The sequence below is a fragment of the Rhodococcus aetherivorans genome (assembly GCF_011058165.1).
Lineage (GTDB): Bacteria > Actinomycetota > Actinomycetes > Mycobacteriales > Mycobacteriaceae > Rhodococcus > Rhodococcus aetherivorans.
In genome coordinates this window covers 1-18636 of sequence record NZ_JAALEG010000058.1, presented here as the reverse complement: position 1 = coordinate 18636, position 18636 = coordinate 1, and the positions used below count along the sequence as shown (strand labels likewise).

Sequence of the window (18636 nt, the reverse complement as noted above, 5' to 3'; positions counted from 1 at the left end):
GGAGCACATCCGCCGCGCGTGCGAGCCGCCCCGGACCGGCGCCACGGCACCGGTCCGGGGCGCGCTGCTAGAGTTCAAGAGTTGTCGACCGTCGGACCCCGCGCGTCGATCCACAGTCTCCCGTTTCGCCCTGCCAGGAGGATCTTTGCTTTCCGCCTTCGTCTCGGCCCTCAGGACCCCGGACCTGAGGCGGAAGATCCTCGTCGCGCTCGGGTTGGTGGCCCTGTACCGCCTCGGCGCGACGTTGCCGTCTCCGGGCGTCGACTACGGCAATGTGCGCGCCTGCATCGATCAGCTCAGCGGCGGCGACTCCGCCGGGATCTACTCGCTGATCAATCTGTTCTCCGGTGGCGCGCTGCTACAGCTGTCGGTGTTCGCGATCGGCATCATGCCGTTCATCACCGCGAGCATCATCGTCCAGCTGCTGACGGTGGTCATTCCTCGATTCGAGGAACTCCGCAAGGAGGGCCAGGCCGGCCAGGCCAAGATGACGCAGTACACGCGGTACCTCGCGGTGGCGCTCGCCGTGCTGCAGTCCACCGGCATCGTCGCCCTCGCGGCCCGTGGTCAGCTGCTGCAGGGCTGTACCGAACCGATCCTGGCCGACGACAGCATCTTCGGCATGGTCGTGATCGTGCTGGTCATGACGGCCGGTGCGGCACTCGTCATGTGGTTCGGTGAGCTCATCACCGAGCGCGGCGTCGGCAACGGCATGTCGATCCTGATCTTCTCCGGCATCGCCTCGCGGCTGCCGGCCGAGGGCCGCACCATCCTCGAGTCCCGCGGTGGCCTGGTCTTCGCCATCGTCCTCGTCGTCGCGCTGGTGGTCATCACCGGCGTGGTGTTCGTCGAGCAGGGCCAGCGCCGGATCCCGGTGCAGTACGCCAAGCGCATGGTGGGCCGGCGCATGTACGGCGGTTCCTCGACCTACCTGCCCCTGAAGGTCAACCAGGCCGGCATCATCCCGGTGATCTTCGCGTCGTCGTTGCTGTACCTGCCGAACCTCATCGCCCAGCTGACCGGAGCCACCTCGGCCACCGACCCGAGCTGGTGGCAGCGGATCATCAACGAATACCTGGTGAATCCGAACAACCCCGTTTACATCGCGATCTACTTCTCGCTGATCGTCTTCTTCGTCTTCTTCTACGTCGCCATCACCTTCAACCCGGAGGAACGGGCCGACGAGATGAAGAAGTACGGCGGATTCATCCCCGGCATCCGGCCGGGACGCCCCACTGCCGAGTACCTCAGCTACGTCCTCAACCGCATCACGGTTCCAGGTTCGCTGTACCTGGGTCTCATCGCGACGCTGCCCAACTTCTTCCTCTCGGGAAGCCAGACCGCCACCAGCATCTTCGGCGGCGCCGCGGTGCTCATTCTCGTCAGTGTCGCGCTGGACACTGTCAAGCAGATCGAAAGTCAACTCATGCAGCGCAACTACGAAGGGTTCCTCAAGTGAGACTTGTACTCCTCGGTCCGCCCGGTGCCGGCAAGGGCACGCAGGCCGCCATCCTGTCGGAGAAGCTCGGCGTCCCCGCAATCTCCACCGGGGATCTGTTCCGGGCCAACATCGGGCAGGGCACCCCGCTCGGCCTCGAAGCCAAGAAGTACATCGACGCCGGGGAGCTCGTGCCCGCCGAGATCACCAACAACATGGTGCGCGCCCGCCTCGCCGAGCCCGACGCCGCCAACGGCTTCCTGCTCGACGGCTTCCCCCGCAGCGTGGAGCAGGCTCGCGAACTCGAGGCCATCCTGAAGGATCTCGACACCCAACTCGACGGGGTCCTGTCCTTCGACATCGACGAGGACGTGGTGGTGGAGCGGATGCTCGCCCGCGGCCGCGCCGACGACACCGAGGACGTCATCCGCAACCGGCTCCGGGTCTACCGCGAGGAGACCGCGCCGCTGCTCGACTACTACGCCGATTCGCTCGTCACGGTCGACGCCGTCGGCGAGGTCGACGAGATCAACGCGCGCGCCCTCGCGGCCCTCGGCAAGTAAGGACGCAGGAGCAAGAAGATGGGTTTCGGGCGCAAGCGCAAGGTGGTTCCGTTCCGCACCGCCGGCGAACTCGATGCGATGGCGGCGGCGGGTGCCGTCGTCGGCGCCGCTCTCGTGGCGGTACGGAAGGCGGCGAAGCCGGGCGTGAGCACCCTGGAACTGGACCAGGTGGCGGAGGCGGTCATCCGCGACGCGGGGGCCGTCCCCTCCTTCCTGGGCTACCACGGGTTCACCGGCTCGATCTGTTCGTCGGTGAACGACCGCGTGGTGCACGGCATCCCCTCGGCGACGGAGATCCTCGCCGAGGGCGATCTCGTGTCGATCGACTGCGGCGCGATTCTCGACGGCTGGCACGGCGACTCGGCGTGGACCTTCGGAGTCGGTGAGCTCTCCGCCGCCGACGCCGACCTCAGCGATGCGACGCGGCTGTCGATGGAGGCGGGGATAGCGGCGATGCTGCCGGACAACCGGCTCACCGACGTCTCGCACGCCATCGAGCTGGGTACCCGCGCCGCGGAGTCGGCGCACGGCCGGAGCTACGGCATCGTCGACGGCTACGGCGGCCACGCCATCGGCCGCGAGATGCACATGGACCCGTTCCTGCCGAACGAGGGCGCGCCCGGCAAGGGCCCCCGTCTCGTGGTGGGATCGGTGCTCGCCATCGAGCCGATGCTGACCCTCGGCACCTACGAGACCGAGGTGCTCGGCGACAAGTGGACCGTCGTCACGACCGACGGCAGCCGCGCCGCGCACTGGGAGCACACCGTCGCGGTGACCGAGGACGGTCCGCGCATCCTGACCCCGCGCCCGGAGTAGCGGCGGTGGCGGCGAGCGAATGTATCGCTCGCTGCCGTGAAGGAGCTGAACGATACATTCGCTCGGGCCGCGGGCGCCGCCGGTTCACGCCTCGAGCAGGAGGGTGACCGGGCCGTCGTTCACCAGGCTCACCTCCATGTGCTCCCCGAAGACGCCGGTCTGCACGTCGGCGCCCAGGCCGCGCAGCGCCGTCGTGAACTCGTCCACCAGGGGTTCGGCCACCGCGCGTGGCGCGGCCGCCGACCACGACGGACGGCGGCCCCTGCGGGTGTCGGCCATGAGCGTGAACTGGCTGACGACGAGGATCGGTGCGGCCAGATCGGACGCGGACTTCTCGTCCTCGAGGATCCGCAACGTCCACACCTTCCGGGCGAGCGTGGCGGCCTTCGCCGCGTCGTCGTCGTGGGTCACGCCGACGAGCACGAGCAGCCCGTGACCGCCGGCCCGGGGCGAGATGCGGGCGACCTCGCGCCCGTCGACCGCGACCGCGGCACCCGTCACCCGCTGAACCAACGCCCGCACGGCCGTCCTCCTCGCATCTCGGCATTTGGCCCCGGTGGGAAAGTTCCCGTAACATAGATCGATGGTGCGCCCTGCGCGCCGGCCCGCGGTTGTCCGCAGGCCGGTCACGTCGAGCGTCACGGTAACGGAAACCGATGCAACCACACGCCGAACAACACGGATCGCGGAGGATATGGCCAAGAAAGACGGAGCCATCGAGGTCGAGGGTCGCGTGATCGAGCCGCTGCCCAATGCGATGTTTCGCATTGAGCTCGAGAACGGTCACAAGGTCCTGGCTCACATCAGCGGCAAGATGCGTCAGCACTACATTCGCATCCTGCCCGAGGACCGGGTTGTCGTGGAGCTCTCGCCCTACGACCTGTCGCGTGGGCGCATCGTCTACCGCTACAAGTAAGAGCTTCCCCGGCCGCACGGTCGGGGAGAACCATGTCTGCGGCATGCCTCGTGCTCTGCCGCAGGCGTACACACAGGAGATCAGACGCACCGTGAAGGTTCAGCCGAGCGTCAAGAAGATCTGCGAGAAGTGCAAGGTGATCCGCCGTAACGGCCGGGTCATGGTGATCTGCGAGAACCTGCGCCACAAGCAGCGCCAGGGCTAGACCACCCGCTCTTCGAAAGATCGGCTTGGCAACAAGCTAGAGAAGACCTTCCAGCACCAGTCGTTCGGTCACGATTCCCGATTCGTCGGGGAGCCGCGCGATATACCCCCGGTTCGGAGGCCGGGGCCCCACTGTGTTTCGGACTACCGGCGTTCCGGCTTCGGCCGGGCCGCGGGACCACACAGTTTCACGACGCAGGGGACGGGCTGGGAGCAGACCTCCGCACACCGAATAGGAATGCCACATGGCACGTCTCGCAGGTGTCGATCTTCCCCGCGAAAAGCGGATGGAGATCGCACTGACCTACATCTACGGCATCGGCCGTACCCGCTCGAAGGAGATCCTCGAGGCCACCGGCGTGAGCCCGGATCTGCGCAGCAAGGACCTCTCCGACGAGGATCTCGCCAAGCTGCGCGAGTTCATCGAGGAGACCTACAAGGTCGAGGGTGACCTCCGCCGCGAGGTCCAGGCGGACATCCGTCGCAAGATCGAGATCGGCTGCTACCAGGGCCTGCGACACCGTCGTGGTCTGCCCGTGCGTGGACAGCGCACCAAGACCAACGCCCGCACCCGCAAGGGTCCGAAGCGCACCGTCGCAGGAAAGAAGAAGTAATGCCTCCCAAGTCACGCAGCACCGGTCCGAAGAAGACCCAGAAGGCGCGCCGCAGGGACAAGAAGAACGTCCCGCACGGTGCCGCTCACATCAAGAGCACCTTCAACAACACGATCGTGTCCATCACGGACCCGAACGGCAACGTCATCTCCTGGGCGTCCTCCGGCCACGTCGGCTTCAAGGGTTCGCGCAAGTCGACCCCGTTCGCCGCGCAGCTCGCCGCCGAGAACGCTGCCCGCAAGGCGCAGGAGCACGGTGTCAAGAAGGTCGACGTCTTCGTGAAGGGCCCGGGCTCGGGCCGCGAGACGGCGATCCGCTCCCTCCAGGCCGCGGGCCTCGAGGTCGGCACCATCTCCGACGTCACCCCCCAGCCGCACAACGGCTGCCGTCCGCCCAAGCGGCGTCGCGTCTAACGGGAAAGGAAGGTTTGAATCATGGCTCGCTATACCGGTCCCGTTACCCGTAAGTCGCGTCGTCTGCGCGTCGACCTCGTCGGAGGCGACCAGGCGTTCGAGCGTCGCCCCTACCCGCCCGGCCAGCACGGCCGCGCGCGGATCAAGGAGAGCGAATACCTGCTCCAGCTGCAGGAGAAGCAGAAGGCCCGCTTCTCCTACGGCGTGATGGAGAAGCAGTTCCGTCGTTACTACGAGGAGGCCGCCGGCCGGCCCGGCAAGACCGGTGAGGTCCTGCTGGTCATCCTCGAGTCGCGTCTGGACAACGTCGTCTACCGTGCCGGTCTCGCCCGGACCCGCCGTCAGGCCCGCCAGCTGGTGAGCCACGGCCACTTCCTGGTGAACGGCAAGAAGGTCGACATCCCGAGCTACCGCGTCTCGCAGTACGACATCATCGACGTCCGCGAGAAGTCGCTGGGCACGCTGCCCTTCCAGGTGGCCCGTGAGACCCAGGGTGACCGCCCGATCCCGGGTTGGCTGCAGGTCGTCGGCCCGCGTCTGCGGGTGCTGGTCCACCAGCTCCCCGAGCGCGCGCAGATCGACATCCCGCTGCAGGAACAGCTGATCGTCGAGTACTACTCGAAGTAAGGCGCTTCGCGCCGTGGTGTCCTTCCGGTCCTCCCGAGGTCCGGGGGGACACCACACCCCGACCAGGGCGTCATATGGCGGACGCCCACAAGGAGGCACTCCATGCTCATCTCGCAGCGACCCACCCTCAGCGAAGAGGTCATCGCCGACGACCGCTCGAAGTTCGTCATCGAACCCCTCGAGCCCGGTTTCGGGTACACCCTCGGCAACTCGCTTCGTCGCACCCTGCTGTCCTCGATTCCGGGCGCGGCCGTCACCAGCATTCGCATCGACGGCGTGCTCCACGAGTTCACCACGGTCCCCGGGGTCAAGGAGGATGTCACCGACATCATCCTGAACCTCAAGGGCCTCGTGGTCAGCTCGGAAGAGGACGAGCCGGTCACCATGTACGTCCGCAAGCAGGGCCCCGGCACCGTGACCGCGGGCGACATCGTGCCCCCGGCCGGTGTCACCGTCCACAACCCGGACCTGCACATCGCCACCCTGAACGACAAGGGCAAGCTGGAGATCGAGCTCGTCGTCGAGCGCGGCCGCGGCTACGTCCCCGCTGTTCAGAACAAGGCATCCGGCGCCGAGATCGGCCGCATCCCGGTCGACTCGATCTATTCGCCGGTGCTCAAGGTGACCTACAAGGTGGAGGCGACCCGCGTCGAGCAGCGCACCGACTTCGATCGGTTGATTCTCGACGTGGAGACCAAGAACTCGATCACCGCGCGGGACGCGCTCGCCTCGGCGGGCAAGACCCTGGTGGAGCTCTTCGGTCTGGCCCGTGAGCTGAACGTCGAAGCAGAAGGCATCGAGATCGGTCCCTCGCCCGCCGAGGCCGACCACATCGCCTCCTTCGGACTCCCCATCGAGGACCTCGACCTGACGGTCCGGTCCTACAACTGCCTCAAGCGCGAGGGTGTGCACACCGTCGGTGAGCTCGTGGCACGCACGGAGTCCGATCTGCTCGACATCCGCAACTTCGGTCAGAAGTCCATCGACGAGGTGAAGGTCAAGCTGCACTCGCTCGGCCTCTCCCTCAAGGACAGCCCCGCGTCCTTCGACCCGAGCACCGTCGCCGGCTACGACGCCGCGACCGGTACCTGGAGCGACACGGACGCCGGTTCCTTCGGCGACGCCGAGGGGAACGAGGACTACGCCGAGACCGAGCAGCTGTAGCAGCTCACGGTCCGTTACTAGGAGATTCATCATGCCCAAGCCCAAGAAGGGTGCCCGCTTCGGCGGGTCGGCCTCGCACCAGAAGGCGCTGATGGCCAACCTGGCCACCGCGCTCTTCGAGCACGGCCGCATCACCACCACCGAGGCCAAGGCCAAGGCCCTGCGGCCCTACGCCGAGAAGCTCGTCACGCACGCGAAGGCCGGCACGCTGGCCAACCGTCGTGAGGTGCTGAAGGTCATCCGCAACAAGGACGTCGTCCACACGCTGTTCGCGGAGATCGGCCCGTTCTACGAGGACCGCAACGGCGGCTACACCCGCATCGTCAAGACGATGCCGCGCAAGGGTGACAACGCTCCCATGGCGATCATCGAGCTCGTCAAGGAGAAGACGGTCACGTCCGAGGCCGACCGCGCCCGGCGCGTCGCCGCCTCGCAGAGCGCGCCGGCCACCGAGGCCCCGGCCGAGGAGAATGTGGTCGAGGCCGTCGAGGCCGACGCCACCGACGCGCAGGTCGAGAACGCGGACGCCGTCGTCGACGCGATCGAGGACGAGAACGCCACCGCGGCCGACGCCAAGGACGCCGACGAGGCCAAGAAGGACTAGTCCACTTGGTTTCGGCATCCGCTGAAGCGAACGAGCCCGTCGCCCCCCACGGGGGCGGCGGGCCCGTTGCTTTCGAGAACCCTTCCGCCGCCGCCGTGGACACCACCCGGCTGCGGCTCGACATCGCCTACGACGGCACCGACTTCTCCGGCTGGGCGCGTCAGCCCGGACGGCGGACGGTGTGCGGGGAGATCGAGGAGAAGCTCGGTGCGATCGTGCGCGCGCCGGTGCAGCTCACCGTCGCCGGCCGCACCGACGCCGGGGTGCACGCCTCCGGTCAGGTCGCGCACGTCGACGTCCCCACCGCCGCGATTCCGGACGACCTCGTCCGCCTGGTGCGCCGTCTCGCCCGGTTCCTGCCCCGCGACGTCCGCATCACCGGCATCTCCGTCGCCCCGCCGCACTTCGACGCCCGCTTCTCGGCGATCCGCCGGCACTACGAGTACCGGCTCACCACCGCCGTGTACGGGGCGGACCCCCTGCGGGCCCGCGACACCGTCGCCTGGCCCAAGCCGGTGGACGTCGACGCGATGCGCGCGGCGTCGACCTCGCTGCTGGGCCTGCACGACTTCGCGGCCTTCTGCAAGCGGCGCGACGGGGCGACGACGGTCCGCGAACTGCAGCGCTTCGACTGGACGGTGTCCGGCGGTCGCGCGGCGGGCGCCGGTCCGGACGTCGGCGTGATCCTCACCGCGCACGTGAGCGCGGACGCGTTCTGCTGGTCGATGGTGCGCAGCCTCGTCGGCGCGGCGCTGGCCGTGGGGGAGGGGCGGCGCAGTGTCGAATGGATGACCGCACTGCTCGACGAACGGGAGCGTGCCGCGGCGGTGGCCGTGGCCCCGGCGCACGGGCTCAGTCTCGTCGGCGTCGACTATCCCGCCGACGACGACCTCGCGGCGCGCAACGCGGCCACCCGCGAGATGCGCGGGCCCATCAGCCCCGGCTGCTGCTGACCTGCGGCCGGGCCGGCCGGTGATATGTTCCGACGAGCACGTCCCCCGGCCGGCCCGGCCGGGGGATCGGCGTGTGAGAGGGAGGCACCCATTGCTGGACTTGCCCGCGATCCGGCGACGGGGTGCGACGGTGGCGGTGGCACTGCTCGCCGCGACGTCGCTGCTGACGGCACCGGCGCTCGCCCAGCCGGCTGCGGATGCGGACCCGGCCGGTGCCTACGTCGATCACGTGGAGGAGCGGACCGCGCGCGACTGGGTGCTGCACGTGTACTCGCCGTCCATGGACCGGGTGATCCCGGTCGAGGTGATCCGGCCCGCGGACACCTCCGCGGCGCGACCGACGTTCTACCTGCTCAACGGCGCCGGTGGGGGTGAGGACGCCGCCAACTGGCGGGACCAGACGGACGTCCGCGAGTTCTTCGACGGCAAGAACGTCAACGTCGTCACTCCCGTGGGCGGCGCCTTCGCGTACTACACGGACTGGATCCGCGACGACCCGAAGCTCGGCCGGCACCGGTGGGCGACGTTCCTGACGTCGGAGTTGCCGCCGGTCGTCGACGCGGTGCTGGGCGCCGACGGCCGCAACGCCGTCGCGGGGATGTCGATGTCGGGCAGCTCGGTGCTGGCCCTCGCCCAGCAGTCGCCGGGGCTGTACGAGGCGGTGGCGTCCTACAGCGGGTGTGCACAGACGAGCAGCGACCCGGGGCGCAGCTACGTGGAGGCCGTCGTCACCCTCGGCGGCGGCGACGTCGAGAACATGTGGGGGCCGATCGGCGGACCGGGGTGGATCGCCAACGATGCGGCGCTGAACGCGGAGAAGTTGCGCGGCACGACGCTGTACATCTCGTCCGGCGGCGGTCTGCCCGGCCCGCACGAGGCGGCGTTGGGCGGGCAGGTGGATCCGGTCGACCTGGTCGTCCTCGGATCCATCGAGGCGGCCACGGCCCAGTGCACCGAGCGGCTGCGGCGGACCTTCGACGAACTCGGGATCGAGGCGACCTTCAGCACGGGCGCGCAGGGCACGCACTCGTGGGGTTACTGGCAGGACGCGCTGCACGAGTCCTGGCCGATCCTCGCGGAGGCGATCGGCGCGTAGCGCGGCCCGGCACGCGTGACGGAAACAGCAAGGGGGCGAGGTCGGATGACCTCGCCCCCTTCGCTACGCGTCGAGGCGTCTCTCAGATCAGCCAGCTGAGGAAGGAGAGCACGTGGTCGATCAGGGAGCCGAGCGAGCCGAGCAGCATGGGAATTACCTCCGATGTCGATGTACAAATCCTGGACGTACGTCCAACAAGATCTAAGTACAGGCTGTCCGCTTTGCCCAGAAAATGTGACGCAGGATACCGAGGGGAACGGCGAGGGGTCGGAGGTCAGTCCGCGATCATCCGGAGCAGCGCCGCCACCGCGCGGAACGGCAGCGACAGGAGCCGCAGGAACAGGACGCCGAGCTCGGCGAGTGTCGCCACCGTGTCCGCGGCGTCGGCCGCCCACTCCATCCGGTCCGCGGCTCTGCGGCCACGCCTACGGCGTCTGTCCACCGGCGCACGGTAGCAGGTGGTTCGCGAAATCTGACAGGAGGATGTTTCAGATTCCACGGCAGGAGTTATCCGGGCGGTGTCGGGGTGCGCGAGCCGCCGGGGAGGACGGCCGCGCGCCCCGACGCCGCCGGGAGTGCGCGCCCCGGGGCTGCCGGGAGTTCACACCGTCAGCCGGCCAGGTGCCGCGCGATGACCAGCCGCTGGATCTGGTTCGTGCCCTCGAAGATCTGGGTGATCTTCGCGTCCCGCATGAAACGTTCGACGGGGAAGTCGCGGGTGTAGCCGTAGCCGCCGAGCACCTGCACGGCGTCGGTGGTCACCTTCATCGCCGCATCGGTCGCGACGAGCTTGGCGACCGACGCCTGCCGCGAGTAGGGCAGGCCGGCATCCTTGCGGCGCGCGGCGTCGATGTACGTCGCGCGGGCCGAGTCCACCGCGGCGGCCATGTCGGCGAGGACGAACCCGAGTCCCTGGTGGTCGATGATCTTCTTGCCGAACGCCTTGCGCTCCTTGGCGTATGCGGTGGCCTCGTCGAGCGCGGCCTGCGCGAGACCCACCGCGACGGCCGCGATGCCGAGCCGGCCCGAGTCGAGCGCGCTGAACGCGATCGGCAGGCCCTGGCCCTCGGCGCCGATGCGGCGCTCGCCGGGCACGAACGCGTCGTCGTAGTGGGCGGTGGTGGTCGGGATGGCGTGCAGACCCATCTTCTCCTCGGGCTTACCGAAGCTCAGGCCCTCGGTTCCGGCCGGCACGAGGAAGCAGGAGATGCCCTTCGAGCCGGCGTCGGAGGTCCGGGCGAACAGCGTGTAGAAGTCTGCCTTGCCGCCGTTGGTGATCCACGCCTTCGATCCGGAGATCCGGTAGCCGCCGTCCACGGCCGTCGCGCGGCAGGCCAGGGCCGCGGCATCGGACCCGGCCTGCGGCTCGGAGAGGCTGTAGGCGCCGATCGTGTCGCCGCCGAGCATGTCCGGCAGCCACTTGTTCTTCTGCTCGTCGGTGCCGTGGGTGGCCAGCGCGAAGCACGACAGCCCGTGCACGCTCACCGCGACGGCAACCGCCGCCCAGCGGGCGCCGAGCTCCTCGAGCACCTGCAGGTACACCTCGTACGGCTGGTTGCCGCCGCCGAATTCCTCCGGGTACGGCAGGCTCAGCAACCCCGCCGCGCCGAGGGCCGGGAAGACCCCCTCGGGGAACGTCTCGGTGCGCTCGTGTTCGACGACCCGCGGGGCGAGAACCTTGTCCGCGACGTCGCGGGTCAGTTCGATGAGGTCGTAGGCCTCGGGGGTGGGCAGCAGGCGCTCGACAGGCACGGCAGACTCCTCGATCGGAAATAGTACTGAGAACGATACTGCAGTACTGTATGAAGTATGACAAGAGCGGGGATCCGACGCGGCACGGCACGTCAGGCGCAGCTGTTCGACCAGCTCGTCGCCCTGTTCCTCGCCGCGGGCTTCGCCCACTTCACCCTCGACGACATCGCCGCCCGCCTGCACTGCTCGAAGTCGACGCTCTACACCCTCGCCGAGAGCAAGGACCGCCTCGTCCGCGCGGCCACCGTGCACTTCTTCCGTGGCGCCACCGAACGCGTCGAGGCCGAACTCGACGGCCACACCGGCGCCGCCGACCGCATCCGCGCCTACCTCGAAGCCGTCGGCCGGCAACTCGAACCCGCCTCCGCGCAGTTCATGGAGGACATGGCCGCCGCCCCCACCGCCCGCGAGGTCTACGAACGCAACACCCGCCTCGCCGCCGAACGCGTCCGCGACCTCATCGCCGACGGCGTCGCCGCCGGCGAACTGCGCGACGTGCACGCCGCGTTCGTCGCCGACGTCGTCGCGGCTGTCATGGTCCGCATCCAGCAGCGCCACGTCGCCGAGGCCACCGGCCTGCCGGACGCCCAGGCCTACCGCGAACTCGCCGCCCTCCTGACCCACGGCCTCACCGCCTGAGCCGCCTACCATCGGCCCATGGACGCCGAAGCCCCGATTCGTCTCGAGATCGTCGTCGCCAGCGTGCGCGCCGGACGGATCGCCCCCGTCGTCGCCGACTGGTTCGCCGCCACCGCACGGCAGCGCCCCGAGTTCGACGTCGGCGTGCTCGACCTCGCCGACACCCCGCTGCCGCAGGATCTCTCCGGCGGCCCTGAGGCCGAGGCGTTCACCCGGCGGATCGAGGCGGCCGACGCATTCGCCGTCGTCACCTCCGAGTACAACCACGGGTACCCGGCCGCCCTCAAGACCGCCATCGACACCGTCAAACGCGAATGGCGCACCAAGCCGATCGGATTCGTCTCCTACGGCGGGCTCTCCGGCGGATTGCGCGCCGTCGAGCAACTCCGGCAGGTCGTCGTCGAGGTGCACATGGTCCCGGTCCGCGAATCGGTCAGCTTCCACCGCGTCAAGCACGCCTTCGCCGCCGACGGCACCACCACCGACGGCGCCGCGATCGACGCCGCGCAGCGCATGTTGAACCAGCTCGCCTGGTGGGCGCGGACCGTGCGCGCCGGGCGGGCCGCCCAGCCCTACCCCGGCTGAGGGACCCGGCTCAGCGTGCGGGCGCCGGCTGCGCGGCACGCGGACGGCCGATGTACGCGGCCTCGGCGTCGATGCTCACCAACGACAGCGACAGCCGTCGGCCACCCACCGCCAGCACCACCCGATCGCCGGCCGCTCCGGGCTGCAGGATCGACACGTCCGGGCGCTCGCGCGGCCACCGATCCGGGTGTGCGTGCACGTGGATCGCGGTCGTCCCGGCCGGGACCGTCGCCGGCCGCACGCCGTCGTACACGATCGTGTCGAAGCCCCGATCGTCGCCGGCCAACCGCAACCGGTCCGGACCCGCCGCGGCCAGCAGGGGACGCCAGGCCAGGGCGCGATCGGTGTGGATCACCACGCGGGCGCCCGTCGCCACCGCCCGGAACACCACCTGCTGCGCCAGATACAGCTCCCCGGCGACATACACGGTGCGCACCCCCCGGCCGGTCAGGCGGACGGACACGGCCGCACCGGACTCGTCCGCGCCGAGCAGCTGCCCGCATCCCGTCACCGGCAGCGCCAGGGCGTCGACGTCGGCGAGGTGCATGGTGCGCAGCGGGATCAGATCCTCGAGCCCCACCGCGGCCGTCGGGATCGACGCCAGCAACCCGTCCAGTTCGCGGCTCCACAGCCGTCGGGTGCCCGGCATCCGGATCCTCGGCTCGGGCGTGCGGCTCGTGCCGCGCACCGACGCTCCCACCCGCACGGCTCCCGGCTCGGCGCCGGGGCGCAGCCGAACCGCGATCGTCGCCGACGACAGTGACTCGGACCAGACCCGGGTCATGATCGCCCGGTCGAGGTGCCCCGGCTCCACCACCGCGGCGCGACTGTAGCCGCCGGGAAGCCGTACTGCGCCCCGATCCTCCTCGAGCAACGCCGGATCCGCGCACCCGGCGACGGACTCCACCGCCCCGGCGATCTCTCCCGCGCCGAGGATCCTCGCGGTGTGATGCTGCTCCGCCAACGCGCGCACGACGCGCCGCGCCGCGGCGGTCACCGCGCGCGCCGCGCCCTCCGAGCCGCCGCCACGGCGGGCCACCGCGGCCGGGCAGGCGACGGAGCCGAACCGCAGCGCGAGCCACACGGTGCGCGTCGCGGCGGCGGGCAGCGGCCCGATCAGGCGCTCGTACGCCGCACCGGCGGCGGTCTCGTCGCACACCCGGCTGCCGTGCACGATGACGTCGATTCCGTCGAGGCCGACGTCGTGCGTGGCGAGGCACGCGGCGATCGCGGCCAGCGGAAGCCGGCGCAGCGGTTCGGCCCGATCTCGTGTCAGCCGGGTGAGCTCGCCGGCCGTCGGTACCAGCTCGACCACCGCCACGACGGCGGTGCCGTCCCAGCACACCCCGACCGGTCGATCGTCGCCCGCCGCGACGTCGACGATCACCGGGCCGGACCGCAGCGAACGGCGCCGGAACCGCCACCACAGCCGCCCCCATTCGACGGCGTCGAGTCCGTGGACAGGCACCGCCACCGCCAGCGCGGCCAGTACCGCCACGGTCACCGCAGCGGGAAGCGGAGCGCCCGTCGCCGCCGCCGTCGTCGCGCCGATCACCGCCGCGCACTGCGCCCGCACCACCGTCACCACGCAGCGGCGCCGCGGCCGCCGGAAGATCCCATCCTGCACGACGATTCCCCCGTTCCCACCCGAGCGACGGCCCGGCCCCCCCGACGTTCCCGGGCGGAACTGTACTGTGTTGCGGCGGAGGGGGCGTCGTACGGGGGAGGATCGATGGGAGCGCAGCCGACCACGCGCTGGCAGGTCAACGGCTACCGATTTCTGGTGCGCCGCATGGAACATGCACTGGTGCGGCGAGACGTGCGGATGATCCACGACCCGATGCGGTCGCAGTCGCGTGCCCTGGCGGTGGGCGCCGTCCTCGCCTGTGTCGGCCTCGCCGGCTGTGCCGCGCTCGCTCTGCTCCGCCCGCAGGACAGGATCGGTGACGCGGCGATTGTGGTGGGACGCGATTCCGGCGCGATGCTGGTCGCGATCGACGGCGCCTTCCATCCGGTACTCAACCTGGCCTCCGCCCGTTTGGTGCTCGGGCGGCCCGAGGCCCCCGCCGTCGTTGCCGACGGCGAATTCGAAACCCGGCCCCGGGGGCCCCTCGTCGGTATCCCCGGTGCGCCGTCCGCGCTGGCACACGTCGCGGCACCGCTGCCGTGGACGGTGTGCGACACCGTGACGACCGACGGAAGTCGTTCCGTCACAACGACCGTCACCGGGGGAGAGCCGGCCTACGGCGAGCGCGTGCGGCCTCTCGCCGACGACGAGGCCCTGCTCGTCGCGGCCGACGGCAGGCACCATCTGGTCTACCGCGGCTCCCGCGCCGAGGTGGATCTGGCGGACCAGGCGCTCACCCGCGTCCTCGGCATCGATGCCGGCATGGCACGTCCCGTCGGACCGGGCCTGCTCGCCGCGATCCCGGAGGTGCCGCGGCTCGAGGCCCCGCGGATCCCCGGTGCTGGCGGCGAACCCGGCTATCCGATCGGATCGCTGACCGTCGGTTCGGTGGTCCGCGTCGCGGTGCCCGACGGGAAGAGGTTCTACGTCGTGCTGCGCGACGGCGTGCAGGAGGTGTCCGAGGCGACAGCGCAGATCGTCCACTTCACCGACTCGCAGGGCGCCGCGGAGATCCCGGCCGTCGCGCCGGACGTGCTGCGCGACGCTCCGACCGTGCGGGGTCTCGCGGTGGACACCTTTCCCGCCACCGTGCCCACCGTCATCGATGCCCGCGACCGTCCCGTCGCCTGCCTGACGTGGACCCCGGGGGTCGGCGCGGCCGAACGGTCGCGGTCCGTCGTCGAGGTGTCGGCGGGGTCCGCGCTGCCGCTGCCCGACGGCGCGGTGCCCGTGTCCCTGGCCCAGGCGGACGGCGCCGGGCCCGAGGCCGACAGCGCCTACCTCGCGCCCGGCCGGGGGGCGTTCGTGCAGACCACCTCCGTCGCGCCGGACAGTGCGCGGCGCGGCGCCCTCTTCTACGTGGCCGACACCGGCGTGCGCTACGGGATCGTCGACGCGGAAGCCGCGACCGCCCTGGGATTCTCCGAACCGGTGCCCGCGCCGTGGCAGATCGTCGAACTGTTCGCGCCGGGTCCTGCACTCGGGCGGGCGGAGGCACTCGTCGCCCACGACGGTGTCGCGCCGGATCACGACCCGGCGCCGGTCGGCGCCGGCCGCTGACGACGGCGCCGCAGCGGCGCGGTCGCCGACGCCGCCACCCCCAGGACCGCGAGCACCACCGCCGCCACGACGACCGCGACGTCCCTGGGCCGGTGATCCGGCGGCGTCCGCGGTATCGGCGCCGCGACGGCCACCGAGGCCGGCTCCTGCGGACGCCGCTCCCTCGGCGGGGCGGTCACCGCCGCGACGGGGTCGATCACGCCGTGGCCCACCCGCGGATTCCAGCCCTCCGCCGGTGCGTGCGCCGTGGCCTCGATCCGCATCGCCACGGCGCGGGCATCGAGGTGCGGAAACCGCGCCCGTACCAGCGCGACGGTCGCGGCCACCAGCGGCGCGGCGAAGCTCGTGCCGGACACCGGCACCGGGCCCTCGGCTCCCCGGTAGGCGTCGACGAGGCCATCGGCGGTGGGATGCAGGGAAACCACCCCGCTGCCGGGCGCGGCGACGTCCACCCACGGCCCCGGCAGGCTGTAGCTCGACGGTGACCCGTCCGGCTCGACCGAGCCGACCGTGAGTACGTAGTCGTCGTACCAGGCCGGCGAGGCCACGGTCGTGACCGCGCGCCACGGATCGTCTCCCGGCCGGAGAGGATCGAGCCCCTGCGGGTTCGACCCCTGGCAGCGGTCCTCCACGTTGCCGGCTGCGGCCACGACGACGGCGTCCTTCACCTCGGTCGCGTACCGCACCGCCGCCCCGAGTTCGGGGTCGTCGAGGCCCTCCGCGGCCGGCGCGCAGGCGACCTCGGAGATGTTGATGACGGTGGCGCCGAGGTCCGCGGCGCGGCGCACCGCCATCGCCATCGTGCGCACGTTGCCGTAGCCGGGCGACGTACGCGCATCGTGGTCGGCGGGATCCGACCGTCGCGCCGAGAAGTGGCGGCTGGACTGGCGCACGGTGAGGATCCGCGCATCCGGGGCGCCACCGGCGAACCCCGACCCGGGGACCGGCTGCGCCGCGACGAGCCCCGCCACCAGGGTCCCATGGGCGTCGCAGTCCTGCGTCCCATCGCCCGAGGAGACATAGTCGCCCCCCGGTACCAACCCGGGCAGCCGCGCATTGCGGCCCACCCCGGTGTCGATCACCGCCACGAGCTGCCCCGCCCCGCGACTCAGCGGCCACACGGCCGGAAAGTTCAGCACGCGCTGTGGTTCCGGGATCGAGGCGCTGTCGCCGGCGACGTCGACCGTGGTACACGGCGAACGCTGCCCGGTGTCGTCGACGGGCCCGGGTTCCCCGGGCGGGGGCAGGCGCCCGGCATCGACGGGCGGAGGTTCCGCCGCGGCGGACGGGGCCGTTCCGAAGGACGAGGCCGTCAGCACCAGGGCGACGACAACGAGGCGTGCGCCGCGGGCCACGTCAGAACCCGCGGACGGCGGCGTAGAGCCCGGTGACCCAGCAGGCCAACGGCACGATCGTCGCGATCACCGCGTACTCGACCACTTCGGCGGCGCGGCGCTGCACCGGCGTGAACGATCGTCGCGGCGCGACCACGCCGAACACCAGCGCTGCGGTCGCGACGGCAAGGGCGAGGGCGAACACGACGACGGGCGGCGCGGATCCGCCGACCGCGGCCGCGCCGAGCAGGCCCACCGGCACGGTTGCGCCGCCTGCCACCAGCAACGTCGCCTGGCGCGCATCGGTGTAGGTGCGGCCGCGCAGCATGATCACCGCCGCCGCGGCGACGGCGAGGGCGGTGCCGGGCAAGCGGAGACCGTCGCCGGACAGCGGCGCCGCGGCACACCATGCGCCCGCGACGACGAGAACGGCTCCCGCACCGATCAGCCCGGTGAGGTGGTCGCGTGCCCGCGCGGCGGCCGCCGCCAGCTCGCTGGGATCGGGCAGTGACCGGTCCCCGCCGTCCGGGGAGTCCGGTCCGTCCCTGCCGTCTTCGGTCTGCGGCGCGGGGGTCCCGGTCCCGGTCCCGGGACCGGGCACCGGCGGCAACGGCAGGTCGGCGAATTTCATGGCGAGGCGGGGTGCGAATGTCACCGTCAGCAGGGCCGTGACGACGACACCGGCGCCGACCGCGGAGGCGGAGATCCCGGTCGAGGCGGCGACGAGAAATGCGGCCGCGGCGGTCGCGGCGACGGCGGCGACCGCGGCGAAGGGCGCCCTTCCGACGGCGGTCAGCAGCAGGACCAGGGTCGCCACCGCCCCCGACAGGACCGCCCCGAGCATGGGGTGCGCCGGTCCGAAAGAGCCGGGCACCACGAGAATTCCGGTGGCGAAGGCGGCCGGGACCGCGCAGGCGCACAGGAGCGCCGCGGTGCGGTGGTCGTCGCGGGCCCGCCCGAGCAGGATCCCGGCGAGCAGGAGCAGGGCGGCGAGCGCGGCGCAGCCGGCACCGGCGGCCGTCCGGCCGTCCGGGGAGGCAAGTCGCAGCAGGGCCCCCACCCCGACGACCGTCGCGGACAGGGCGACGACCGCCGCGACCGCGGCCGCCGCACGCGGCGACCAGCGGCCCGCGCCGGCCTCGTCCGCCGTCGCGACGCTGTGGGTCACGTCGTCGAACAGCGGGGGTGGCGCAGGTGCCGACGCGTGCTCGAGCACCAGCAGGTCCCCGTCCCGGACGCCGTGCTCGTGCAGGCTCAGCGCGGCGGCGAGACGCGACGATCCGAGACGGGCCAGCGCCCACGCCTCGGGCTCGACCCGCTCGGAGGAGGCGTCGAAGTCGTTGTGGGACCGGTGGGCGGTGATGAGATCGACGACCCCCGGCACGAGCAGCGCGACAGGGACGTCCGCGGGTAACGCGAGGTCGACCTGTGTGTGCTGGGCCAGCACGGTCACGCGGCAGAGTTCGGGCGCGCCGATCCGCCCCGGTTCGGTGTGCGCAGCCGTCATCGTCCATCCCCCCGTCGTCCCCCGACCGTGCTGCGGTCCGGGCCGGGCTCGCCCGCCCGGTGTCGCCCGGACCTCGCGGAGACGATACGACATCGCTTCGCGCAGGCCGTCTTCGCGCCCGCCTGCGTGCCGATGTCGCAGGGGTGCGTTACCCTTCGTCGACCGTGGGGGGACGGCCGTCGTGAGGACGGCCGGCACGGTGCGGGTCGGGGGTGGGGTGTGAG

General features: G+C 71.2%; 21 protein-coding genes. 15 read left to right on the top strand and 6 right to left on the bottom strand.

What is annotated here, in order from left to right; translation table 11 throughout:
- Nucleotides 1–145: 145 nt before the first annotated feature.
- The 3 genes from secY to map are packed head-to-tail and all read left to right on the top strand — an operon-like array spanning nt 146 to nt 2817.
- Nucleotides 146–1459 carry a preprotein translocase subunit SecY gene (gene secY, locus G6039_RS20355; protein ID WP_006947167.1) on the top strand — a complete coding sequence of 438 codons (1314 nt, stop codon included), beginning with the start codon at nt 146–148 and terminating at the stop codon, nt 1457–1459.
- Nucleotides 1456–2001, top strand: coding sequence for an adenylate kinase (locus G6039_RS20350; protein ID WP_006947168.1), 546 nt, complete (start codon nt 1456–1458; stop codon nt 1999–2001). Before secY ends, G6039_RS20350 begins: the two co-directional genes overlap by 4 nt.
- Before the next feature lie 18 nt (nt 2002–2019).
- Complete coding sequence (gene map, locus G6039_RS20345) at nt 2020–2817, top strand: type I methionyl aminopeptidase (protein WP_006947169.1); 798 nt, start codon at nt 2020–2022, stop codon at nt 2815–2817.
- An 84-nt stretch (nt 2818–2901) separates the two neighbouring features.
- Here map and dtd read toward each other — a convergent pair whose 3' ends face one another.
- Nucleotides 2902–3339 (bottom strand): D-aminoacyl-tRNA deacylase, encoded by a 438-nt coding sequence (gene dtd / locus G6039_RS20340; RefSeq protein WP_164528100.1) that lies wholly within the window; start codon nt 3337–3339, stop codon nt 2902–2904.
- Nucleotides 3340–3511: 172 nt separating this feature from the next.
- Here dtd and infA point away from each other — a divergent pair, with 172 nt between their 5' ends.
- The 9 genes from infA to G6039_RS20295 all read left to right on the top strand — a co-directional run bounded on the left by infA (nt 3512) and on the right by G6039_RS20295 (nt 9408).
- A complete protein-coding gene (infA, locus tag G6039_RS20335) occupies nt 3512–3733 on the top strand; it encodes a translation initiation factor IF-1 (RefSeq protein ID WP_003886926.1) in 222 nt (73 codons plus the stop codon).
- Between the two features lie 91 nt (nt 3734–3824).
- Nucleotides 3825–3938, top strand: coding sequence for a 50S ribosomal protein L36 (gene rpmJ, locus G6039_RS20330; protein ID WP_003938068.1), 114 nt, complete (start codon nt 3825–3827; stop codon nt 3936–3938).
- A gap of 244 nt (nt 3939–4182) precedes the next feature.
- A complete protein-coding gene (rpsM, locus tag G6039_RS20325) occupies nt 4183–4551 on the top strand; it encodes a 30S ribosomal protein S13 (RefSeq protein ID WP_003938067.1) in 369 nt (122 codons plus the stop codon).
- The gene (gene rpsK / locus G6039_RS20320) at nt 4551–4964 is read left to right on the top strand and encodes a 30S ribosomal protein S11 (RefSeq protein ID WP_003938066.1); all 414 of its coding nucleotides are present in this window, start codon (nt 4551–4553) and stop codon (nt 4962–4964) included. The genes rpsM and rpsK overlap by 1 nt, the downstream gene beginning before the upstream one ends.
- Before the next feature lie 21 nt (nt 4965–4985).
- On the top strand, nt 4986–5591 hold the full coding sequence (rpsD, locus tag G6039_RS20315; RefSeq protein ID WP_006947173.1) for a 30S ribosomal protein S4: 606 nt from the start codon (nt 4986–4988) through the stop codon (nt 5589–5591).
- Between the two features lie 102 nt (nt 5592–5693).
- Complete coding sequence (locus G6039_RS20310; protein WP_006947180.1) at nt 5694–6755, top strand: DNA-directed RNA polymerase subunit alpha; 1062 nt, start codon at nt 5694–5696, stop codon at nt 6753–6755.
- 31 nt (nt 6756–6786) lie between these two features.
- A complete protein-coding gene (gene rplQ, locus G6039_RS20305; protein WP_029544902.1) occupies nt 6787–7359 on the top strand; it encodes a 50S ribosomal protein L17 in 573 nt (190 codons plus the stop codon).
- Between the two features lie 5 nt (nt 7360–7364).
- Entirely contained in the window at nt 7365–8312 is a 948-nt protein-coding gene (gene truA / locus G6039_RS20300) for a tRNA pseudouridine(38-40) synthase TruA (RefSeq protein WP_029544901.1), read from the top strand.
- A gap of 91 nt (nt 8313–8403) precedes the next feature.
- Nucleotides 8404–9408 carry an alpha/beta hydrolase gene (locus tag G6039_RS20295; RefSeq protein ID WP_006947192.1) on the top strand — a complete coding sequence of 335 codons (1005 nt, stop codon included), beginning with the start codon at nt 8404–8406 and terminating at the stop codon, nt 9406–9408.
- A gap of 274 nt (nt 9409–9682) precedes the next feature.
- Here G6039_RS20295 and G6039_RS20290 read toward each other — a convergent pair whose 3' ends face one another.
- Together G6039_RS20290 and G6039_RS20285 are read right to left on the bottom strand one after the other, a co-directional pair.
- Entirely contained in the window at nt 9683–9850 is a 168-nt protein-coding gene (locus G6039_RS20290; protein ID WP_155948273.1) for a hypothetical protein, read from the bottom strand.
- Nucleotides 9851–10017: 167 nt separating this feature from the next.
- Entirely contained in the window at nt 10018–11160 is a 1143-nt protein-coding gene (locus tag G6039_RS20285; RefSeq protein ID WP_006947196.1) for an acyl-CoA dehydrogenase family protein, read from the bottom strand.
- 57 nt (nt 11161–11217) lie between these two features.
- On the opposite strand from G6039_RS20285, the gene G6039_RS20280 reads away from it, so the two are divergent.
- Both G6039_RS20280 and G6039_RS20275 read left to right on the top strand, forming a co-directional pair.
- Nucleotides 11218–11799: a TetR/AcrR family transcriptional regulator gene (locus G6039_RS20280; RefSeq protein WP_006947198.1), complete on the top strand. Its 582-nt coding sequence runs from the start codon at nt 11218–11220 to the stop codon at nt 11797–11799.
- An 18-nt stretch (nt 11800–11817) separates the two neighbouring features.
- Nucleotides 11818–12384, top strand: a complete 567-nt coding sequence (locus tag G6039_RS20275; protein ID WP_029544898.1) for an NADPH-dependent FMN reductase — start codon at nt 11818–11820, stop codon at nt 12382–12384.
- 10 nt (nt 12385–12394) lie between these two features.
- Here the strand turns inward: G6039_RS20275 and eccE are convergent, their stop codons facing one another.
- Entirely contained in the window at nt 12395–14011 is a 1617-nt protein-coding gene (gene eccE / locus G6039_RS20270) for a type VII secretion protein EccE (RefSeq protein WP_235194126.1), read from the bottom strand.
- Nucleotides 14012–14116: 105 nt separating this feature from the next.
- On the opposite strand from eccE, the gene eccB reads away from it, so the two are divergent.
- A complete protein-coding gene (gene eccB, locus G6039_RS20265) occupies nt 14117–15571 on the top strand; it encodes a type VII secretion protein EccB (protein WP_029544894.1) in 1455 nt (484 codons plus the stop codon).
- On the opposite strand, the gene mycP is transcribed toward eccB, so the two are convergent.
- Both mycP and eccD read right to left on the bottom strand, forming a co-directional pair.
- Complete coding sequence (mycP, locus tag G6039_RS20260; protein ID WP_029544892.1) at nt 15538–16926, bottom strand: type VII secretion-associated serine protease mycosin; 1389 nt, start codon at nt 16924–16926, stop codon at nt 15538–15540. The two genes, eccB and mycP, sit on opposite strands and share 34 nt — an antisense overlap.
- 1 nt (nt 16927) lies before the next feature.
- Entirely contained in the window at nt 16928–18412 is a 1485-nt protein-coding gene (gene eccD / locus G6039_RS20255; RefSeq protein ID WP_029544890.1) for a type VII secretion integral membrane protein EccD, read from the bottom strand.
- Between the last annotated feature and the right edge of the window lie 224 nt (nt 18413–18636).